We start from the raw sequence: 19,493 nt of genomic DNA on the forward strand, positions 1-19,493 counted from the left end.
CACGCCGGGGCGCTGCACGCCCGGGCGGTGCGCTGCAGGCCCGTGCGTGGTGCGGGCCCCTTCGTGTCTTACTTGTGCACGTTTCGGGGGCGCCGGGCGTGCATAAGTGGGACACGGATGTGCACGGGGTGGGTGCGGGGTGTTGCGCGTCTCACTTGTGCACGTTTCGGGGGCGCGGGCGTGCATAAGTGGGACACGGATGTGCGCGGGATGTGCGCGGGGCGTTGCGTGTCGCACCTGTGCACGTTGGTGGGGCGCTGGGCGTGCATAAGTGAGACACGGATGCGGGTACGGGGTGTGCGCGTGGCGCGCACGGGGTGGTGCGTGTCTCACTCGTGCACGTTGGTGGGGTGCTGGGCGTGCATAAGTGAGACACGGATGCGGGCGCGGGATGCGGTGGGGCCCCGGGCGAGTTCCATGCAGCGGAAACGGGGCATAGCCAGGGCGGGACGCATCCGCGATGATGGGGGGCATGGCGATGGCGCTGGAGGGGACGTCCGACGACGGTGCGCGCTCGCTGATCGACCGGGCCTTCGCCATCCTCGGCACCTTTCAGGGCGGCCGCGTGCGGCAGTCCCTCTCCGACATCTCCCGCCGCACCGGGCTCCCGATCGCGACCTGTCACCGCATCGTCAAGCGCCTGACCGAGTGGGGCGCGCTGGAGCGCGACGGCGACGGGCGCTACAACATCGGTCTGCGCCTCTGGGAGACGGCGTCGCTCGCGCCGCGGTCGGTCGGGCTGCAGCGCCTCGCCCGGCCCTACCTGCTCGACCTCTACGAGACCACGGGGTACGCCGCGCACCTCGCGATCCGCGAGGGGCTGGAGCTCGTCTCGATCGAGCTGCTGCAGAGCCCCCGGCGGCAGGCGCCGCGCCCCCGTGTCGGAAACAGGTATCCGCTGCACGCGACCGCGATCGGCCTCGTGCTCCTCGCACACGCCCCGGAGGAGGTACGGGAGGAGGTCCTCTCACGCCCGCTCACCGCGTTCACCTCGCGGACCTACACCGACCCGGTCCTGCTCGAGCGCCTGCTCGCCGACATCCGCCGCAGCGGCTACGCCGTCAGCGACCGTCAGGTGGACAACGTGCACATCAGCGTGGCCGCTCCCGTCTACGCCGCCGACGGCTCCGTCGTCGCCGCCTGCTCGCTCGCTCTGACCGAGCAGGATGTGGACGGCAAGAACATGATCCACCTGGTGCGTCTGACGGCGACCTCCATCTCCCGTCAGCTCGCCGCGGCGGGGTACGCCCGCCCCGAGTCCTGATCCTCAGCGCGTGAAGGCGCTGAGCCCGGTGACGGCGCGTCCCACGATCAGCGCGTTCATCTCCCGCGTGCCCTCGAACGTGTAGAGCGCCTCGGCGTCGGCGAAGAAGCGGGCGACGTCGTTGTCGACGCGGATGCCTTCGGCGCCGCAGATCTCCCGGGCGAGGGCGACCGTCTCGCGGGCGCGGTCGGCGGCCCAGCCCTTCACGAGCGCGGCCTGCATCTCGTCGGCGCCGCCGTTCTGGCGGGCGTCGGTGATCGCCACTGCCAGCGCGAGCGTCGCCGTCGCATTGCCCAGCATCCGCGACAGCTTCTCCTGCACGAGCTGGAACCCGGCGATCGGCCGCCCGAACTGCCGCCGGCGCATCGCGTACGCCAACGCCGCCTCGTACGCCCCGATCTGGAGCCCTGCCGCATTCCACGCGACGACGAACCGCAGGTCGGCGAGGATCGCGGCGAGATCGGCGAAGGAGTCGATGCGCTGCAGCCGGTCGCTCTCGGGCACGCTCACGTCGCGCAGCTCGATGTCGCCGTTGCGCACCATCCGCAGCGCGATCTTGCCCGTCACATCGCGCACCGTCACGCCCTCGGCCTCTCGCGGCACGAGGAACGCCTTCACCCGATCGTCGGCGGTGTCGCGGGCGACCACCACGATCACCTCGGACAGTGCGGCATTGCCGATCCAGCGCTTGTGCCCCTGGATGCGCCACGTGTCGCCCTCACGGGTCGCGGTGGTCTCGAGGCCGCCGCCCACGTCTGAGCCGTGATCGGGCTCGGTGAGCGCGAAGCACCCGGTCAGATCGAACGAGCGGATGCGGGGATCCCATCGTTCGACCTGCTCGAGGGAGCCGCGCCGGCGCACGAGCGTGCGGAACATGCCGACCTGGCCGCCGTAGAGGGTGCCGATCGACATGTCGAAGCGGGCGAGCTCGAGGTGGCGGAAGCCCACGTAGAGCGGGCGCGGCTCGCCGTCGGCGTCGATGATCGACGGGTCATCCTCGAGGTGCAGCGCCGCGATCTCCTTACGCAGGTGCGCGGGGCAGTGCGCATCCTCCCACCAGGTGGCCAGATGCGGGCGGGCGCTGCGCTCCAGCAGCTCCTCAGCTCGGCGAGCTTGGCGGACTCGGCGCCGGTGAGCTGTGCGGCGTAGCCGAAGACGTCGGTGGGTGCCGCCGTCACGACAGTCCCAGCAGCCGGGCGGCGTTCTGCTTGACGATCATCTCGTGCACGTCCGCGGGGAGCTCGAGCGTCTGCACGTCGTTCAGCCACCGGTCGGGGGTGAGAGCGGGCAAGTCGGAGCCGAAGAGCATCTTGTGCTTCAGGTACGTGCGCGCGGCCCGCACGAGCGCGGGCGAGAAGTACTTCGGCGACCAGCCGGACAGATCGATCCACGTGTTCAGCTTGTGCGCGGCGATCGAGAGCGCCTCGTCCTGCCACGGCACGCTCGGGTGGGCCATGATCACCTGCAGCTCCGGATGCCGCGCTGCGACGTCGTCCAGGAGCATCGGGTTCGACAGCGACAGCCGGAACCCCCAGCCGCCCGGGGTGCCGGCGCCGGCACCGGTCTGCCCGGTATGCACGATGATCGGGACACCGAGCTCCTCGATCGTCGACCAGAGCGGATCGAACTCGTCGGCGGACGGGTCGAAGCCCTGCACCGAGGGGTGGAACTTGAAGCCGCGGACGCCCAGCTCACCGACCTGGCGGCGGGCCTCTTCGACGGCGGCCTCGCCCTGCAGCGGATCGACGCTGCCGAACGGGATCAGCACGTCCGCGTTGCGGTGGGCACCCGCGGCGAGGTCGTCGATGCTGTTGGGTGCGTGGCCCAGGTTGGTCGTCGCGTCGACGGTGAACACGACCGCCGCCATCTTGCGCTCGCGGTAGTAGTGGGCGGTCGCATCCACCGTGCGCGGCGGCTCGCTGCTGCCGAAGTACGCCGCCATGGCGGCGGTCAGGGTGGGCGGCGACGCGGTGCGTCCGCTGTCGTCGATCTGCACGTGGACGTGCACGTCGATCGCGGTGACGGTGTTCAGGTCGATGGTCATCGTGCTCCCTGCATCCGTTCTGCCTGTTCGGCGGCGGCGTCGGCCTTGACGCGCGCGAGTTCGATCTTGCCGGTCTGGCTGCGCGCGAGCGTCGGGCGCACGAAGACCTGACGGGGCTTCTTGTATCCGGCGAGTCGCTCGTCGAGGTACGCCGCAAGGGCGTCGAGGTCGACGACGGCGCCGGCGACGGGAACGATCATGGCCGAGACCACCTCGCCGAACCGCGGATGCGGCAGGCCGAACACGACGGCGTCGTCGATGTCGGGATGCGTCAGCAGCTGCTCCTCCACCTCGGCCGGGAAGACCTTCTCACCGCCTGTGTTGACCACGGCGCTGAGTCGGCCGAGGAGCTCGACCGAGCCGTCGCCGCGCGCGAGCGCCCAGTCGCCGGGCATGACGTAACGGTGCTCGCCGATGGTCGGGAACGTGCGTGCGGTCTTCTCCGGGTCGCCGTAGTAGCCGCGGGGGAGGACTCCGCGGAAGGCGAGGATGCCGCGGGCACCTGCGGCCGGTGGGATCTCGGTGAGATCCTCGTCCAGCAGCACGGTGCCCGGTGTCAGCATGAGCTTGGCAGGCAGATCCTCGGCCGCGCGCGTGATGCCGAACGCGAACGGCCCGCCCTCGCTGGAGGCGAGCAGGTCGACGATCATGACATCGCCCTGCGCGTGCAGCCGACGCTTGACCTCGTCGCTGAAGCGCATCCTGGAGCTCATGATCGAGTCGAGCCGGCCGAGACCCCGCCCGTCGGCCTCGACGGCTTCGACCAAGGGGAGCGCGACGGCGTCCCCGGCCACCACGACGCGCGTCACGCCGTGCCGGTGCACGAGGGCGAGGGCATCGGAGACGTCCAGGTGCGCGTTCTCGAGGAGCACGATCGTGCCGCCGAGGGCCAGCGTGCCCATCGTCGTGGACTGCGCGGTGCCGTGCAGCATCGGCGGCAGGGGCAGCGTGACCACCCGCGGGGTGGCGGGGTCGGTCGCGATGCGGGCCGCGTCGTCGAGGTCGTCCGGCGGGTCGATCCCGATGACTCCCCACGTCGACTGGCGGCGCGCCTGCAGCAGGGTGTCCATCTCCCACACGACCGCCTTGGGGGCGCCGGTCGTGCCGCCCGTGTAGAGCCGCAGGTCGGCGCCGCGAGGTGCGGCCACCGGGATCTCGCCACCCGCCGCGACGATCGCGTCGTAGTCATCGGCGCCGGGGATGGAGGAGGCGCCGTCCTCGTCATCGACCGCGATCAGCCGCACGGGGGGCTCGAGCCCCGTCACAGCCTCGGCGGCGACGCGCGCGAGCGAGGTCGGTGCGATCAGCACCTTCGCGTCGCAGTCCTGCAGAAGCGCCCGCACCTCGCCCGCCCGGTAGCGGTAGTTGATCGCCACGGGGGAGGCGCCGACGGCCAGGCACGCCCAGAAGAAGGTGAGGTACTCGACCCGGTTGTACAGCAGCAGGGCCGCGGCGTCGCCGAGACCCACGCCGCTCTCGCGCAGGTACCGCGCGAGCGCACCCGCCTCCGCGGCGAACCGCGCGTAGCTGAGGCGCCGCGTCGGCGTGACGATCGCGGTGCGATCGGGATCGGCCTGCGCGATCCGTGCCCACAGATCGCTGTAGTGGATGCCGCTCACGCGTCCTCCCTCCGCGACGGCGGTCCCGAGGGCTGCGCCTGCGCGGCGAACCGGTCGGCCCAGGCGGCGTCGATCTCCTCCGCGCTCCACCCGCCGTCCCGGTGGTCGGTGTCGAGTACCTGCGGGTGGGCGTAGAGGGTGAGCCGGTCGCCACCGATCCCGATGGCCTGACCCGTGACGCCCGCGGCCCGCTCCGAGGCGAGCCACACCACCAGCGGCGCCACGTCGTCGGGCGTGCCCAGCGCCTTCTCACGGCGGAGCTGCCGGCGGAACCGGCAGGCCCGCGAGGTGGTCCTCCCAGGCCTGCGCGTACGCGGGGATCGTGGCCGTCATGGGCGAGAGCGCCGTCGGGACGACGGCGTCCACCGTGATGTCGGCGCGGGCGAGCTCGAGCGACCACGTGCGGGCCATCGCCACGATTCCCGCCTTCACGGCCGCGTAGTTGGTCTGGCCGAAGCTGCCGAACTGGCCTGCCGGAGACCCGATCAGGATGATGCGCCCGCCCTCGCCCTGCTCGCGCAGGAAGGATGCGGCGGCCCGAGCGCACGTGAAAGTGCCGCGCAGGTGCGTCTCGACGACGAGGTCGAACTCCTCGTCGCTCATCTTCCACAGCACCCGGTCGCGCAGCACGCCGGCGTTGGCGACGAGGATGTCGAGGCGACCGAAGGTGTCCACGGCGGCGCGGACGAGCTGCTCGGCGGCGGCCGTCGAACCCACAGCCGCCACGGCTGCCGTGGCCGAGCCGCCGCCGGCGCGGATCTCCTCGACCACGGTGTCGGCCGACGCCGCATCCACGTCGTTGACGACGACCGCGGCTCCCGCGGCCGCGAGGGCGAGCGCGTAGGCCCGGCCGAGGCTCCTGCCCGCACCGGTGACGATCGCGACCCGACCGTCGAGTCGGATGCCGCTCACCGGAAATGCCTCAGGATCAGTTCGGCGACGACCCCCGGTTTCGCGGACCCCTCGACCTCGAAGGTGAGCGCGAGTGTGACCTGCAGCGCGTCGCCGCGGTCCTCGACCTCGGCGATCCGGCCGGTGAGGCGGATGCGTCCGCCCGACGGCGTCGGGGCGGGGAAGCGGATGCGATCGAACCCGTAGACGATGCCGGCGCTGGCCCCGCTCACGCGGTAGATCTCGCGCAGGGGCAGCACGACCATGCTGAGGGTCAACATGCCGTGCGCGATGCGCCCGCCGAACGGCGAGGCGGCCGCGGCGGCGGCAGCCGCCCAGGGCGCCGCGCTCGTGGCCACCAGCGCGCTGCTGGCATTCGCGCTGTGGGGGCCGTTCACGCTCGTGACCTTCCTCGTGCCGGTTCTCGTGAGCGGGGCCGCGGCGTCGGCCGTGCTGGCCAGCGCGAGCGCTCTCGCCCTGTCGCGGGCGCGTTTCGCCGCGGGTGCGGGAGCGGCTCTGATGGGTTCGGCGCAGTACGCGGTGGCCGCCGCCGCGGCGCCTGTGGGCGGCATCCTCGGCTCGCACACCGCGGTTCCGATGGCGGCGGGCATGTTCGCCTGCCTCGTCGTCAGCGCCCTGTGCGCCGCCCGCGCCCGTCCCTGACGCGGCGGCTGCGGGGCGGGGCGGGGCGGTGTGCGTGGGGGCGGGGCGTGAGGGCGTGTCTCACTTGTGCAGGTTCTTGGTGCGTGTGGCGTGAGTGAGTGAGACACGGTTGCCGGGCGATGTGCGCGCGACGGGTGGGGGGCGGTGCGTGTCTCACTTGTGCAGGTTTTTGGTGCGTGTGGCGTGCATAAGTGAGACACGGATGCCGGGTGCCGGATGCCAGGTGCCGGGTGTGGGTGTCAGGCGCCGGGGTGGGGGCGGTGTGTGTCTCACTTGTGCAGGTTTCGGGGGTGCTGGGCGTGCATAAGTGAGACACGGATGCCGGACGGTGCGCGTGCGACGGGTGGGTGCGCGGCACGGTGCGCGCGGGGCCGGGTGCGCGGCACGGTGCGCGCGGGGCGTGGTGGCGCGCCTCGCCGGGCGGTCACCCGAATCCTCGCCGGGCGGGGGCCCGAATCCGCGCCGCGAACGGCGGAGAAACATCCTGGCAATACGCGCGCGATTAGGCTCATCGCATGGGCGACTTGTTCGACGGCTACGGCTCCACTCTCGCGCCGCGCAAGACCCCGCAGGGGCTGCCCGCTTTCGACGAGATGTTCGGTCATCCCGCGCACCCCGGGGCGGCGGCGGAGTCGCGCAGCGCCTACCGCGAGCTCTACCAGGCGCTGGCGCGCATGACGCAGGAGGAGCTGCGCGGACGCACCGAGTCGCTCGCCTCCAGCTACCTCGCGCAGGGCGTGACCTTCGACTTCGCGGGCGAGGAGCGGCCGTTCCCGCTGGATGCGGTGCCGCGCATCATCGACTACGCGGAGTGGAGCGAGATCGAGGCGGGCGTCAAGCAGCGCGTCCGCGCCCTCGAGGCCTTCCTCGACGACGCCTACGGCCGCCAGAACTGCGTGCGCGACGGCGTGATCCCGGCCCGTCTGATCGCGTCGAGCCAGTACTTCTATCGCCAGGCCGCCGGCATCCATTCGGCGAACGGCGTCCGCATCCAGGTGTCGGGCATCGATCTCATCCGCGACGAGCACGGCAAGATGCGTGTGCTGGAGGACAACGTCCGGGTGCCCTCGGGCGTCAGCTACGTCATCTCCAACCGGCGGGTCATGGCGCAGACCCTGCCGGAGCTGTTCCTCTCGATGCGGGTGCGTCCCGTGGGCGACTACCCCAACAAGCTGCTCGCGGCCCTGCGCGCCTCGGCCCCGCCCGGAATCGACGATCCCAACGTCGTCGTGCTGACGCCCGGCGTGTACAACTCGGCGTACTTCGAGCACACACTGCTCGCGCGACTCATGGGCGTGGAGCTCGTCGAGGGACGCGACCTGCTGTGCATGGGCGGGCGCGTCTTCATGCGCACCACCCGCGGGCCCAAGCGCGTCGACGTCATCTACCGCCGTGTCGACGACGACTTCCTCGACCCGCTCCAGTTCCGCGCCGACTCGATGCTCGGCGCGCCGGGACTCATGCTCGCCGCACGCATGGGCAACGTCACGATCGCGAACGCGGTGGGCAACGGCGTCGCCGACGACAAGCTGCTCTACACGTACACGCCCGACCTCATCCGCTACTACCTGTCGGAGGAGCCCATCCTGCCGATCGTCGACACCTGGCGGCTGGAGGATCCGGCGGCGCTGGAAGAGGTACTCGACCGGCTCGACGAGCTCGTGGTGAAGCCCGTCGACGGCTCCGGGGGCAAGGGGCTCGTCGTCGGCCCCGACGCATCCCGCGCCGAGCTCGATACGCTCCGCAAGACCCTGCTGGCCGACCCGCGCGGGTGGATCGCGCAGCCCGTGGTCATGCTCTCCACCATCCCCACGCTCGTCGAAGACGGGATGCGGCCGCGTCACGCGGACCTGCGACCGTTCGCCGTGAACGACGGCGACGACATCTGGGTGCTGCCCGGCGGTCTCACCCGGGTGGCGCTTCCGGAGGGTCAGCTCGTCGTCAATTCGAGCCAGGGCGGCGGCTCCAAGGACACGTGGGTGGTCGGCGGCGCAGCTCCCGGCCACGTCGAGTACGGGCAGGGTCAGGGCTTGGCCGGGCTCGTGGCCGACCAGGCGTCGACGATCACGCAGGCCATTCCGATCATCACGGATGCGGGACTCGAGGCCACCCCCGACGAGGTCGATCACTCGCCGCATGACCGCCCGCGCTCCCACGTCGAGCAGCAGGAGCAGCAGCAACAGTCCGCATCCGCCCCACGGCATGTCCCACTTTCCGCAGGAATCGACCCCGAAAACTGCGGCAACCGGGACATGCGTTGCAGCAATCGGGACATGGATGGGGGTGCGGAATGCTGCTGAGCCGGATCGCCGAGAGCCTGTTCTGGATCGGACGCTACATCGAGCGCAGCGACGGCACCGCCCGCATCCTCGACGTGCATCTGCAGCTGCTGCTCGAGGACCCGTGGATCGACGAAGACACCGCCTGCCGCTCGCTGCTCGCGGTCATGGGATCCTCGCCGCCCGACGGTGTCGAGACGGTCACCCGCGAACACGTCCTCGCGCGCCTCGCCGTCGACCGCATGAACCCCTCGAGCATCCTCTACTCGCTGACCTCGGCGCGCGAGAACGCACGCCGCGCGCGCGAGATCGTCTCGACCGAGCTGTGGGAGTGCCTCAACACGACCAATGCCCGGATGCCGCGGCGACTGCAGACCGACAAGGTGCACGAGTTCTTCCAGTGGGTGCGCGAGCGCGCCGCCCTGGCGGTCGGCGTCGTCGACTCGTCGACGAGTCGGGACGAGGCCTGGCAGTTCTTCACCCTCGGCCGCTCGATCGAGCGGGCCGATATGACGGCGCGGCTCCTCGCGACCCGGTCGCTGACCGAGGCGTCCGGGCCGTCGTGGACCACCATCCTGCGCTCCTGCGGCGCATACGAGGCGTACCTGCGCACTTATCGCGGGATGCCGAGTGCGCGCAACGCGGCGGAGTTCCTGCTGCTCGACCGCCTCTTCCCGCGCTCGATCATCTACTCGATCTCGCGGGCCGAGGAGTGCATCTCGGCCATCGACCCGCGTGAGGACCGCGTGGGGCAGTCCAATCAGGTGCTGCGGGCGCTCGGTCGCATCCGCAACGACCTCGAGTATCTGCCGATCGGTGACATCCTGAGCGAGCTTCCCGCCCATATGCTCCGGGTTCAGACGGTGACGCGCGAAGCGTCCGACGCCATCCGCCAGCGCTTCTTCCCGACGCAGGCCGAGCCCAGCTGGATCGGAGAGACCTCATGAAGCGGCTGCGGATCGAGCACGAGACGGGCTTCCGATACGGCGGCGACGTCTCCGCCTCCTACAACGAGGCGCGGATGCTGCCCGGCACCACCGAGAGCCAGTTCGTGCTCAGCGCGGCGCTCGAGATCGAGCCGTCCACCGCCGTCAACACGTACGTCGACTACTTCGGCACGCGGGTGAGCGCGTTCGACGTGCTCTCGCCGCACCGGGCGCTGACGATCACCGCCCGCTCCCTCGTCGAGGTGCGTCCGCGGCCCATCGAGCACACCGGCATCACCTGGGACCGGCTCGCCGTCGAGGCGGCTCGGTCGCTCGAGACCGTCGAGCAGCTGACGCAGACGAACCGCACGCGCCCGCATCCCGAGGTCGCGGAGCTCGCCGCATCCTACGCAGCGCGTCACGACGACCCGGGCCGCGCGGCGCACGAGATCTGCGTCGCGATCGGGGATGCCGTGGAGTACATGCACGGTGTCACGGGCGTGCACTCCACGGCCATCGACGCGTGGGAAGCGCGCAAGGGCGTGTGCCAGGACATGGCGCACATCGCGATCGGTGCGCTGCGCTCGGTGGGCATCCCGGCGCGCTACGTGTCGGGCTATCTGCATCCGCGTCCGCAGGCCGAGGTCGGCGTCGCGGTGACGGGGGAGTCGCACGCGTGGGTCGAGTGGTTCGCCGGCGAGTGGACCGGCTTCGACCCGACGAACAACATCGAGATCGGCGACCGCCATGTGCTCGTGGGGCGCGGTCGCGACTACAACGACGTGCCGCCGCTGCGCGGCGTGTATGCGGGCCCGTTCAAGAGCAACCTGCACGTGAAGGTGACGATCACCCGCGAGGCCTGATCCCCGCGCCGCGCCTCGGCCCGGTCGGAGAATCGGCCGAATGTCGGAGGATGCGGCCCGAGACCTCCGACATCGGGCCCAATCTCCGACGTTCGCGCGCGGCAGGGCGCGCGCGGCGGGGCGGGCGCGCCAGGCCTGCCGCGGCGGGTCAGGGACGCGGGGCGCGGGCGGTGCGCGGCGAGCGGCGTCGGATGCGGCGGCGAGCTTGCCGCATCCGGGAGGGTGACGGGGGCGGTGGCCGCGGCGACCTCGTCGCTGAACTCCTCGGGGGCGACGACGCGCACAGGCCGGGTCTCGTCGATCTCGAAGCGCAGACGGGCCTCGGGATCGCGATGCACCCGACCGGATGCGAGGAGCCAGGTGACGCCGATCGCGCAGCCGATGAGACCCGCGACCGCGCCGACGTCGATCGCGGTGCGGGGGCCCCACGCGTCGGCGACCCACCCGGCGATCGGGGCGCCGATGGGAGTGGCACCCATGATGACGGCCATGTACAGCGCGAGCACGCGACCGCGCAGGGCGGGGTCGGTCGTGGTCTGCACGTAGCCGTTCGCCGTGGTCAGGATCGTGACGGTGCTGAAGCCGACGAACACGAGGCTCACGGCGTAGAGCGGGTAGGTCGGCATCGCCGCGGAGATGAGGGAGAAGACGCCGAAGGCGCCGAGAGCGGCGATCACGACCCGCATGCGGGCGCGATCGCGCCGCGCGGCGAGCAGCGCGCCGGCGAGGGAGCCGATGGCGAGCACGGAGCTCAACAGCCCGTACCCGTCGGCCTGCTGCCCGAACTGCACCGCCATCGTCGAGGCGAAGATCGGGAAGTTCATGCCGAACGCGGCGATCAGGAACACCATCGCGAAGATGACCTTGAGATCCGGTCGTCCCGCGACGTAGCGGAAGCCGTCGGCGAGGCGCGCACCGCCCGGCGCACGGGTGCGCGGCACGAGCTCGCGTACGCGCACGAGCATGAGTGCGACGAGCATCGCGAGGAAGGTGCCCGCGTTGATCATGAAGACCCACCCGGTGCCCACCAGCACGATCAGCACGCCACCGATCGCCGGTCCGAGCAGGCGCGCGGCGTTGAAGGATGCGGAGTTGAGGGCGACGGCATTGGAGGCGTCGTCGCGCGACACGATGTCGGTCACGAACGCCTGACGCGCGGGTGCGTCGAACGCGTTCGCGACGCCGAACGCCGCCGCGAAGCACCACATGAGCGGCAGTGTCATGACGTTCGTCAGCAGGAGGACGCCGACGGTCACGGCCAGCAGCATCAGCGTCGACTGGGTGACCAGCAGCATCCGCCGGCGATCGAAGCGGTCGGCCGCCCAGCCGGTGACGCTCACGAGCACGAGGGGCGGGCCGAACTGCAGCGCCATCGTGACGCCCATGGCCGTGGCGTCGTTGTCGGTGAGCTGCGTCAGCACCACCCAGTCCTGGGCGGTCGCCTGCATCCACCCGCCGATGTTCGACACCAGCGCGCCCAGGAACCAGACGCGGTAGTTGAACAGCCGCATCGAGCGGAACATGGCGCTCATCGCTCGGCCACCTTCCGCAGGATCTCGGATGCGGCGTGCAGCGTCGCGCGCTCATCGGCGTCGAGCTCGTCGAGCGCCTCTTCCAGCCAGGCGTTGCGGCGGCGCACCGTCTCTTCGACGACGGCGCGGCCCGCATCCGTGAGCACGATGTTGACCTTGCGACGGTCGGTGTCATCGCTGCGGCGTTCGAGGTAGCCCGACTCCTCGAGGCAGTTGACCGTGCGGTTCATGGACGGAGCCGTCACCCGCTCACGCGCGGCGAGCTCGCCGAGCGTGCGCGTGCCGTTGACCTTCAGTGCCATGAGCACCGAGAACTGCCCGTCGCTCATCGAGTCGACCGCGCGCTGGGCGCGCAGACGCCGGGCGAGACGGAAGACGGACATGCGCAGCTCTGCCGCTTCGGCGGCGCGGGGGGATTCGTCGGTCATCTCGATCCTTAGCATAGCTCATTAGTCTTGCTAAGGATCGAGCGACTATCCGGACTCGACTTGCTCGCGACGACGCCCGCCGAGGGTGAGGGTCGCCACCAGGCCCACGGCGATGAATCCCGCCGCGGTGAACGCGGCATAGCGGGTGCCGTCGGAGAAGGCTGTCTCGGCGGCGGTCGCGATCTCGGCGGTCTGCGGGTTCGCGGCCAGACCCGCGATGGCCCCGCCCGCGGAGTCGACGACGCTCGAGACGATCTGGTCACGCTGGGATGCGGGCACCCCCGCATCGTCGAGCGAGCTCGCCAGCAGGCCGCCGGTCGAGGTGAACAGCACTGTGCCGAGGATCGCGACGCCGAGTGCCGCGCCGACCTGGCGAGACGTGGACTGCGTGCCCGAGCCTTGCCCGGACAGCTCGACCGGGACGTCCTGCAGGATGACGCCCGTGAGCTGTGCGGTCGCGAGCCCCACGCCGAATCCGTAGACGAACAGCGCCGGCAGCAGCCAACCCCACGCCGCATCCGGGGCGACGACGAGACCGACCCAGACGATGCCGATGATCTCCGCGAGAAGTCCGACCCGCACGATCGTGACCGGCGTCACGCGACCGGATGCGGCGCCGGCGAATCCGCTCGCGACGAAGGAGCCGATCGCGAGGGCCAGGAGCACCAGGCCGGTCTGCAGCGCGTCGAATCCGAGCACGAATTGCAGCCAGAGGGGCAGCGACAGGATGATGCCGAACTCGCCGAGCGCGACCGTGAGCGCGACGAGGTTGCCGTCGCGGAAGGTGCCGATGCGGAACAGGGACAGATCGAGGAGAGCGGCGCGTCCTCGGTGGACCCGGTGCACGCTCCAGGAGATGAAGGCGATGAGCGCGACGGCGGCGACCGCGAAGGCCACGGGGACGGGCGAGATCGAGAACGGCCAGCTGAACGAGCCGAGCGAGAACGTGGTGTCGGTGTTCTGCCACCAGCCGTAGGTGCGCCCCTCGATGAGACCGAACACGAGCGATCCGAACAGGACGACGGATAGGAGGGCGCCCACTCCGTCGATGCCGCGTCGGGCCGATTCCCGGGACTCCGGAACGGTCAGCAGGACGCCGATCACGATGACGACGGCGAGCGGCAGGTTGATGCCGAAGGCCCAGCGCCACGAGAACGCGGTGGTGAGCCAGCCGCCCAGCAGCGGTCCGACGGCCGCCATGCCGCCGATCGTCGAGCCCCACACGGCGAACGCGATGCCACGCTCCTTGCCGCGGAAGGTCGCGTTGATGAGGGAGAGGGTCGTCGGCAGGATCATCGCGCCGCCCACGCCCTGCACGAGGCGGGCGAGGATCAGCAGGCGCCCGTCGGGCGCGAGCGCCGCGCTGATGGAGGCGAGCGCGAACAGGGCGATGCCGATGAGCATGAGCCGTCGCCGGCCGATCCGATCGGCGATCGACCCGAACAGCAGGAGGAACGCGGCGAAGACGAGGGTGTACGCCTCCTGGATCCACTGCACCTCGGTCGAGGAGACGCCGAGCTCGTCGACGATCGAGGGCACGGCGACGTTCACGATCGTCGAGTCCACGATGATCAGCGACACGGCGACGCTGATGAAGACCAGGCCCGCCCAGCGACGGGATGACGGAGCGTTCATGATATGTCTCGCTTTTCTAGCTTTCTCGACGAGAGATTACACCCGTCCGAGCCGCGCGCGACCCATAACATCGAGAGCATGCCGGAGTTCACCGACGCGCTCGGCGTCGAGATCGTCTATGACATCCATCCCGCCCAGGGCACCGCGCGCGGTGTCATCCAACTGCTCCATGGCGTGGGTGAGCACGCCGGTCGTTATCCCGTGCTCATCTCCGCCCTCACCGCCGCGGGCTTCACGGTGTACGCGGACGACCACCGCGGGCACGGGCGCACCGGCATGAAGCAGTGGGGCGATTCCGCGCGGCTCGGCCGGCTCGGCCGGGGCGGGCACCGGGCGGCGGTGGATGCGGTCTGGCAGCTGACCCGCCGCATCCGCGACGAGAACCCTGACCTGCCGCTCGTGCTGCTGGGGCACTCTTGGGGGTCCTTCCTCGCGCAGATCCTGGTGAACCGGCATCCGGAGGCCTACGACGCCGTCGTGCTCTCGGGGTCGGCGCTGCGCCTGCCGGGAACCCTCAACGCCGGCAACCTCAACGCCCCGTGGCAGCGCGAGGATGCGACGGGCACCGCGTGGCTCTCGAGCGACCTCTCGGTGGGACGCGCGTTCGTCGACGACCCGCTGACCACGGGCACGCCCTTGCTGAAGCTCTTCGGTCCCGTCGATGCCGCGCGCTTGTTCGGTCGTCCGCGCCGGAACCTGGGTCGCGACATCCCGATCCTGCTCATGGTCGGGCGCGACGACACCGTGGGCGGCCCGCGCAGCGTCCACAAGCTCGCCGCCGAGTACCGCGAGCGATCCGGGCTCACCGACGTCACGACCCTCGTCTACCCGGGCGCGCGCCACGAGATCTTCAACGAGGTGATGCAGGCCGACGTGCGCGCCGACCTCCTGGCCTGGCTCGACGCCCGCATCCCCTCCCGCGTCTGAGGCACTCTTTCTCCCGCGCTCTCGCCCCTTTTCCTCCCGCGAGACTGTCCCCACGCCCTCTCCACGCCCGCTGCGCGGGCGCGGAGCCTCTGGGCGCGTGGGCCCATCTTGATGACGAGATCACGGGTATTAACCGTGATCTCGTGCCGGAAATGCAGTCTCGCGGCAAGTAGGGGACGAGGGGCGAGAGACGGGGCGAAGAGGGTGAGTCCAAGACGCGGCGGATGCGGCGATTGCTCGGGTGTGGGCCGAGGATCAAGGCCGGCGGGGGAGCGGGCGACCTAGGCTGAGAGCATGCACGGTGAGTACAAGGTCCCCGGGGGCAAGCTCGTTGTCGTCGATCTCGAGGTGCGGGAGGGGCGCATCGCCGACGTGCACCTCGCCGGCGACTTCTTCCTCGAGCCGGACGAGGCGCTGCTCGACATCAACCGCGCGGTCGAGGGGCTGTCGGTCGAGACGGATGCGGCCGCGATCGCCGCCGCCGTGCGCCAGGCGCTTCCCGACGGCGCGCAGCTGCTCGGATTCTCGCCCGAGGCGGTCGGCACGGTCGTGCGACGGGCGCTGGTCACCGCTCCCGGATGGAAGGACTTCTCCTGGGAGGTCGTGCACGACGCGCCTGTCTCACCGCGGATGAACCTCGCCCTCGACGAGGTCCTCACCGCCCGCGTCGGCGACGGACGCCGCAACCCCACGCTCCGGCTCTGGGAGTGGGACCAGTCCGCTGTCGTGATCGGCTCGTTCCAGTCGCTGCGCAACGAGGTCGACCCGGATGGTGCGGCCCGCCACGGCTACGACGTCGTGCGGCGCATCTCGGGTGGCGGCGCGATGATGATGGGCGCCAACGCGATCATCACCTACTCGCTGTACGTGCCGGCATCCCTCGTGGCGGGCATGACGTTCGCCGACTCCTACGCGTTCCTCGACGACTGGGCGCTGCAGGCGCTGCGCTCGCTCGGGGTGGAGGCGACGTACCAGCCGCTCAACGACATCTCCTCCCCGCAGGGCAAGATCGGCGGTGCCGCGCAGAAGCGCCTCGCCAACGGCGGCGTCCTGCACCACGCGACCCTCAGCTACGACCTCGACGGCGAGGTCATGACCGAGGTGCTGCGCATCGGCCGCGAGAAGCTGAGCGACAAGGGCACGGTGTCGGCCGCGAAGCGCGTCGACCCGCTGCGGCGCCAGACGGGGCTGCCGCGCGAGCAGATCATCGAGCGCTTCATCAGCACGTTCACCACGATGTACGGTGCGACGACGGGACATATCACCGACGAGGAATACGCCGAGGCGGAGGCGCTCGTGCAGAGCAAGTTCGCCACGGATGCGTGGTTGCAGCGCGTGCCGTGAGCGGGCTCACCCCCGGAACCGTCGCCATCCACCACGGCGACAACCTGGCGATCGCGAAGGAGCTCCCCTCCGGAGCGTTCACGCTCGTCTACCTCGATCCGCCGTTCAACACGGGGCGCTCCCGCATCCGCGCGATCGAGACGGCGACCGTGTCCGACGCGGATGCGGTCTCGCGCCCCGGCTTCCGCGGCCAGGAGTATGCGCGTCTGCGGGGCGACCTGCGTGCGTACGACGACCGGTTCGACGACTATTGGGGCTTCCTCGAGCCGCGGCTGCTCGAGGCGTGGCGTCTCCTCGCCGACGACGGCACGTTGTACCTGCATCTCGACTACCGCGAGGTGCACTACGCGAAGGTCATGCTCGACGCCCTGTTCGGTCGCGAGCGGTTCCTGAACGAGATCGTGTGGGCCTATGACTACGGCGCCAAGACTCGCCGCCGATGGCCGACGAAGCACGAGACGATCCTCGTGTACGTGAAGGATCCAGCGCGGTACTTCTTCGATGCGGATGCGGTGGATCGCGAGCCGTACATGGCGCCGGGGCTCGTCACGGCGGAGAAGGCTGCGCGCGGCAAGCTGCCGACAGACGTGTGGTGGCACACGATCGTGCCGACGTCCGGGGGCGAGAAGACGGGCTACCCGACGCAGAAGCCCGAGGGGGTGCTGCGCCGCATCGTGCAGGCGTCGAGCCGCCCCGGCGATGCCGTGCTGGACCTCTTCGCGGGCAGCGGCACGACCGGCGCGGTCGCGGCTCCCCTCGGCCGCCATGCGGTGCTCGTCGACGACAACGCGGATGCGGTCGCCGTGATGCGTCAGCGGATGCCCCGCGCCGTGCTCATCCCGCCCCTGCCTCGCGAGGCCTGAGCCGCTCGCGGGACACCGGACCCGCGAGACTGCGTCTCTTGCACGAGATCACGGGTAAACACAGTGATCTCGTGCTCGAAATGCATTCTCGCGGCAAAGAACGACGTCAGAGCAGGGCGGCGGTGCCGGCGTAGCCGTCTTCGACGACGGGGGAGTCGACGTCGAAGACCTGCGTGGTGCCGGGGGTCTCGCTCCACGGCGTCCATGGCGCCCGATGGTCGCGGATGAAGGCGACGGCGGCGGCGTGCATCCGTTCGGCGAGGGATGCGGGCGGATGCGGGCCCGCGATCCGGGCGACGCCGTCGGCGTCCAGCCGGCCGAACCAGAACGGCACGTCGAGGCAGTGGCAGGCCCAACCGATCGTGGGCGAGGGCCAGGTGAACCGGTACGTCCACGTCGCGGCGGCCGAGCCGCGGGCGTCCGCGATGCGCGGGACGAGGGCGCCGAAGACGCGGTCGGTCACGTAGCGGCCGAGCACGGCTGCGGTGCCCTTCGCGCGCGGGCCCGGGTTGTCCCGCAGGTACCCCCGGCGCCGGCGGCGGTCGAGTCCGAGGGCTGCCAATGCCAGCCAGGCAGGGATGAGGCGGAGCTTCGGGGCGAACGAGTCGGTGACCATGGTGAACTCGTCGGCCGTGGAGCCGAGAAGCAGAGGCTTGTCGGCGCCGACGCCCGCGGCGATCGAGGTCGGGGTATCGGTGCGCAGCAGATCGCCGTCGACCGCGGGGCCCCACGCGCGTTCGGCGATCATCTCGCGCAGCGGGGCGAGCCGGCCGCGATGCGGGGCGAGCTCGATCGTGCTCTGCAGTGCGTGCAGTGTCTCCTCCGGCACGGACGCGAAACCGTCGCGGTCCGCGCTCACCCCCGCGGCGACCGCCAGGCGGGCGGCGCGGGCGCGCGCCTCGTCGAGCGGAACATCTCCCAGCGCGCCGGAGATCGACCAGGCCGCCGAGAAGAGGTGCTGCGCCGCCGGCATCCCGAGCAGCGTCAGCACCGCCCCGCCGCCGGCGGACTGTCCGCCGATCGTCACGCGTGCGGGGTCGCCGCCGAATGCCGCGATGTTCTGCTGTACCCACTCGAGGGCTGCGATCCAGTCCCGTACGCCGCGATTGCTCGCCGCGCCATCGATCGCCCCGAACCCGTCGAAACCGAGCCGGTACGAGAGGGTCACGACGACGATCCCCTCGCGGGTGAGCGTGTCACCGTCATACCAGGGGCTCGCGGGCGAGCCGGAGATGTACCCGCCGCCGTGGATCCACACGAGGACGGGGAAGGGTGCCGCCGCATCCGTGTCGGGTGTGAAGACGTTCACGTTGAGCGTCGCGTCGCCCGGCACGGAGGGCTCGGGGATGAGGGTGATGCCGGTGTCGCCGCGCTGCGGGGTGGGGCCGTAGGCGGTCGCGTCGCGCACCCCGTCCCACGGCGCCACGGGCTGGGGCGCCGCGAAGCGGTTCTCACCGACGGGTGGGGCCGCGAACGGGACGCCGAGGAAGGCGAGCGAGCCCGGGCGCCGGACGCCGCGAAGGGTGCCGGTCGAGACGGTGACGAGAGGGTCGGTCATCGCAGCTGCGCCTGGTGTCCGGTCAAGGCGCTCTGGAACGCGGCGCGGACGATCGCGGCCATGTCGACCGACGGATCCAGCAGCCACTGCAACTGCGCGCCGTCCCACGAGGCCTGGACGAGCCTGCTGGCGGTGGCCGGCGACATGTCGGGAGTCATCCGCCCCGCCTCGGCTGCCTTCTGGAACCAGTCGCGGAGGCCGTCGAGGAATCCCGAGGTGCGCTCGGCGAAGTACGCGTGCGCCGGATGCGCGGGATCGCCCGCCTCCACCGACATCCGCGCGAACAGATGCACGAGCCCGGGAACCTGGGCGTTGTGCGCGATCATCCGCTCGTACGCCGCGGGCAGGTCCTCGGCGCCCTCGGGGTCGTAGGTGCGCAGGTCCAACTCGTCGCGCTTGCGGAGGATCTCGACGAACAGGTGCTCCTTGCTGTCGAAGTAGTGCAGCAATCCCGCCTGGCTGAGCCCCACGGCGTCCGCGATCTCGCGCACGGATGCGGCGCGATAGCCCTCGCGGGCGATGACCGCGAGCGCCGCCTCGAGGATCTGCTCGCGCCGGGCGACGCCCTTCGCGTAGGACCCCCGCTGCGTCATGTTCCCGAGGATATGCCCGAAACCGCTTGTGCGACGAAAACCGAGCGACATAAGCTTTTCGCGT

At 70.9% G+C, this 19,493-nt stretch carries 18 protein-coding genes and 1 pseudogene; 8 read left to right on the plus strand and 11 right to left on the minus strand.

What is annotated here, in order from left to right; genetic code table 11:
• Window positions 1-472 precede the first annotated feature (472 nt).
• Window positions 473-1,264, plus strand: coding sequence for an IclR family transcriptional regulator (locus AC1VNH_RS12960; protein WP_483111815.1), 792 nt, complete (start codon window positions 473-475; stop codon window positions 1,262-1,264).
• A 3-nt stretch (window positions 1,265-1,267) separates the two neighbouring features.
• Here AC1VNH_RS12960 and AC1VNH_RS12965 read toward each other — a convergent pair whose 3' ends face one another.
• From AC1VNH_RS12965 to AC1VNH_RS12990, 6 genes are all read right to left on the minus strand, one after another.
• A complete protein-coding gene (locus tag AC1VNH_RS12965) occupies window positions 1,268-2,212 on the minus strand; it encodes an acyl-CoA dehydrogenase family protein (protein ID WP_483111816.1) in 945 nt (314 codons plus the stop codon).
• Window positions 2,213-2,438: 226 nt separating this feature from the next.
• A complete protein-coding gene (locus AC1VNH_RS12970; RefSeq protein ID WP_483111817.1) occupies window positions 2,439-3,308 on the minus strand; it encodes an amidohydrolase family protein in 870 nt (289 codons plus the stop codon).
• Window positions 3,305-4,927 carry an AMP-binding protein gene (locus AC1VNH_RS12975; RefSeq protein WP_483111819.1) on the minus strand — a complete coding sequence of 541 codons (1,623 nt, stop codon included), beginning with the start codon at window positions 4,925-4,927 and terminating at the stop codon, window positions 3,305-3,307. Before AC1VNH_RS12975 ends, AC1VNH_RS12970 begins: the two co-directional genes overlap by 4 nt.
• Window positions 4,924-5,151: a hypothetical protein gene (locus AC1VNH_RS12980; RefSeq protein WP_483111820.1), complete on the minus strand. Its 228-nt coding sequence runs from the start codon at window positions 5,149-5,151 to the stop codon at window positions 4,924-4,926. Before AC1VNH_RS12980 ends, AC1VNH_RS12975 begins: the two co-directional genes overlap by 4 nt.
• A 25-nt stretch (window positions 5,152-5,176) precedes the next feature.
• Window positions 5,177-5,839, minus strand: a complete 663-nt coding sequence (locus tag AC1VNH_RS12985) for an SDR family NAD(P)-dependent oxidoreductase (protein ID WP_483111821.1) — start codon at window positions 5,837-5,839, stop codon at window positions 5,177-5,179.
• Window positions 5,836-6,099 carry a hotdog family protein gene (locus tag AC1VNH_RS12990; RefSeq protein ID WP_483111822.1) on the minus strand — a complete coding sequence of 88 codons (264 nt, stop codon included), beginning with the start codon at window positions 6,097-6,099 and terminating at the stop codon, window positions 5,836-5,838. Before AC1VNH_RS12990 ends, AC1VNH_RS12985 begins: the two co-directional genes overlap by 4 nt.
• Window positions 6,100-6,109: 10 nt before the next feature.
• Here AC1VNH_RS12990 and AC1VNH_RS12995 point away from each other — a divergent pair, with 10 nt between their 5' ends.
• The 4 genes from AC1VNH_RS12995 to AC1VNH_RS13010 all read left to right on the plus strand — a co-directional run bounded on the left by AC1VNH_RS12995 (window position 6,110) and on the right by AC1VNH_RS13010 (window position 10,549).
• Window positions 6,110-6,481 carry a hypothetical protein gene (locus AC1VNH_RS12995; RefSeq protein ID WP_483111823.1) on the plus strand — a complete coding sequence of 124 codons (372 nt, stop codon included), beginning with the start codon at window positions 6,110-6,112 and terminating at the stop codon, window positions 6,479-6,481.
• A gap of 515 nt (window positions 6,482-6,996) precedes the next feature.
• Window positions 6,997-8,781 carry a circularly permuted type 2 ATP-grasp protein gene (locus AC1VNH_RS13000; RefSeq protein ID WP_483111825.1) on the plus strand — a complete coding sequence of 595 codons (1,785 nt, stop codon included), beginning with the start codon at window positions 6,997-6,999 and terminating at the stop codon, window positions 8,779-8,781.
• Complete coding sequence (locus AC1VNH_RS13005; RefSeq protein ID WP_137419271.1) at window positions 8,775-9,707, plus strand: alpha-E domain-containing protein; 933 nt, start codon at window positions 8,775-8,777, stop codon at window positions 9,705-9,707. The genes AC1VNH_RS13000 and AC1VNH_RS13005 overlap by 7 nt, the downstream gene beginning before the upstream one ends.
• A complete protein-coding gene (locus tag AC1VNH_RS13010) occupies window positions 9,704-10,549 on the plus strand; it encodes a transglutaminase family protein (protein ID WP_483111826.1) in 846 nt (281 codons plus the stop codon). Before AC1VNH_RS13005 ends, AC1VNH_RS13010 begins: the two co-directional genes overlap by 4 nt.
• A gap of 212 nt (window positions 10,550-10,761) precedes the next feature.
• On the opposite strand, the pseudogene AC1VNH_RS13015 reads toward AC1VNH_RS13010, so the two are convergent.
• The 3 genes and pseudogenes from AC1VNH_RS13015 to AC1VNH_RS13025 all read right to left on the minus strand — a co-directional run.
• Window positions 10,762-12,072: pseudogene (locus tag AC1VNH_RS13015) on the minus strand (MFS transporter); the annotation flags it as partial.
• A 5-nt stretch (window positions 12,073-12,077) separates the two neighbouring features.
• Window positions 12,078-12,509 carry a MarR family winged helix-turn-helix transcriptional regulator gene (locus tag AC1VNH_RS13020; RefSeq protein ID WP_243226635.1) on the minus strand — a complete coding sequence of 144 codons (432 nt, stop codon included), beginning with the start codon at window positions 12,507-12,509 and terminating at the stop codon, window positions 12,078-12,080.
• A gap of 45 nt (window positions 12,510-12,554) precedes the next feature.
• Window positions 12,555-14,144 (minus strand): DHA2 family efflux MFS transporter permease subunit, encoded by a 1,590-nt coding sequence (locus tag AC1VNH_RS13025; RefSeq protein ID WP_483111827.1) that lies wholly within the window; start codon window positions 14,142-14,144, stop codon window positions 12,555-12,557.
• Window positions 14,145-14,222: 78 nt separating this feature from the next.
• Here AC1VNH_RS13025 and AC1VNH_RS13030 point away from each other — a divergent pair, with 78 nt between their 5' ends.
• The 3 genes from AC1VNH_RS13030 to AC1VNH_RS13040 all read left to right on the plus strand — a co-directional run bounded on the left by AC1VNH_RS13030 (window position 14,223) and on the right by AC1VNH_RS13040 (window position 17,278).
• Entirely contained in the window at window positions 14,223-15,071 is an 849-nt protein-coding gene (locus AC1VNH_RS13030; protein WP_483111828.1) for an alpha/beta fold hydrolase, read from the plus strand.
• A 294-nt stretch (window positions 15,072-15,365) separates the two neighbouring features.
• Window positions 15,366-16,415, plus strand: a complete 1,050-nt coding sequence (gene lplAB / locus AC1VNH_RS13035; RefSeq protein WP_483111829.1) for a lipoate-protein ligase LplAB — start codon at window positions 15,366-15,368, stop codon at window positions 16,413-16,415.
• Window positions 16,394-17,278 (plus strand): DNA-methyltransferase, encoded by an 885-nt coding sequence (locus AC1VNH_RS13040; protein WP_483111830.1) that lies wholly within the window; start codon window positions 16,394-16,396, stop codon window positions 17,276-17,278. Before lplAB ends, AC1VNH_RS13040 begins: the two co-directional genes overlap by 22 nt.
• 106 nt (window positions 17,279-17,384) lie before the next feature.
• Here AC1VNH_RS13040 and AC1VNH_RS13045 read toward each other — a convergent pair whose 3' ends face one another.
• Window positions 17,385-18,836 (minus strand): carboxylesterase/lipase family protein, encoded by a 1,452-nt coding sequence (locus tag AC1VNH_RS13045; protein ID WP_483111831.1) that lies wholly within the window; start codon window positions 18,834-18,836, stop codon window positions 17,385-17,387.
• Window positions 18,833-19,429: a TetR/AcrR family transcriptional regulator gene (locus AC1VNH_RS13050; RefSeq protein WP_483111832.1), complete on the minus strand. Its 597-nt coding sequence runs from the start codon at window positions 19,427-19,429 to the stop codon at window positions 18,833-18,835. Before AC1VNH_RS13050 ends, AC1VNH_RS13045 begins: the two co-directional genes overlap by 4 nt.
• Window positions 19,430-19,493 lie beyond the last annotated feature (64 nt).

This window comes from Microbacterium sp. KU4F, from assembly GCF_056868075.1.

Bases quoted from the DNA above. Each gene is read 5' to 3' on its own strand.
- AC1VNH_RS12960 (WP_483111815.1), top strand. From the start codon at position 473: ATGGCGATGGCGCTGGAGGGGACGTCCGACGACGGTGCGCGCTCGCTG.
- AC1VNH_RS12970 (WP_483111817.1), bottom strand. From the start codon at position 3,308: ATGACCATCGACCTGAACACCGTCACCGCGATCGACGTGCACGTCCAC.
- AC1VNH_RS12990 (WP_483111822.1), bottom strand. From the start codon at position 6,099: ATGTTGACCCTCAGCATGGTCGTGCTGCCCCTGCGCGAGATCTACCGC.
- AC1VNH_RS12995 (WP_483111823.1), top strand. From the start codon at position 6,110: ATGCGCCCGCCGAACGGCGAGGCGGCCGCGGCGGCGGCAGCCGCCCAG.
- AC1VNH_RS13000 (WP_483111825.1), top strand. From the start codon at position 6,997: ATGGGCGACTTGTTCGACGGCTACGGCTCCACTCTCGCGCCGCGCAAG.
- AC1VNH_RS13010 (WP_483111826.1), top strand. From the start codon at position 9,704: ATGAAGCGGCTGCGGATCGAGCACGAGACGGGCTTCCGATACGGCGGC.
- AC1VNH_RS13020 (WP_243226635.1), bottom strand. From the start codon at position 12,509: ATGACCGACGAATCCCCCCGCGCCGCCGAAGCGGCAGAGCTGCGCATG.
- AC1VNH_RS13025 (WP_483111827.1), bottom strand. From the start codon at position 14,144: ATGAACGCTCCGTCATCCCGTCGCTGGGCGGGCCTGGTCTTCATCAGC.
- AC1VNH_RS13030 (WP_483111828.1), top strand. From the start codon at position 14,223: ATGCCGGAGTTCACCGACGCGCTCGGCGTCGAGATCGTCTATGACATC.
- lplAB (WP_483111829.1), top strand. From the start codon at position 15,366: ATGCACGGTGAGTACAAGGTCCCCGGGGGCAAGCTCGTTGTCGTCGAT.
- AC1VNH_RS13045 (WP_483111831.1), bottom strand. From the start codon at position 18,836: ATGACCGACCCTCTCGTCACCGTCTCGACCGGCACCCTTCGCGGCGTC.
- AC1VNH_RS13050 (WP_483111832.1), bottom strand. From the start codon at position 19,429: ATGACGCAGCGGGGGTCCTACGCGAAGGGCGTCGCCCGGCGCGAGCAG.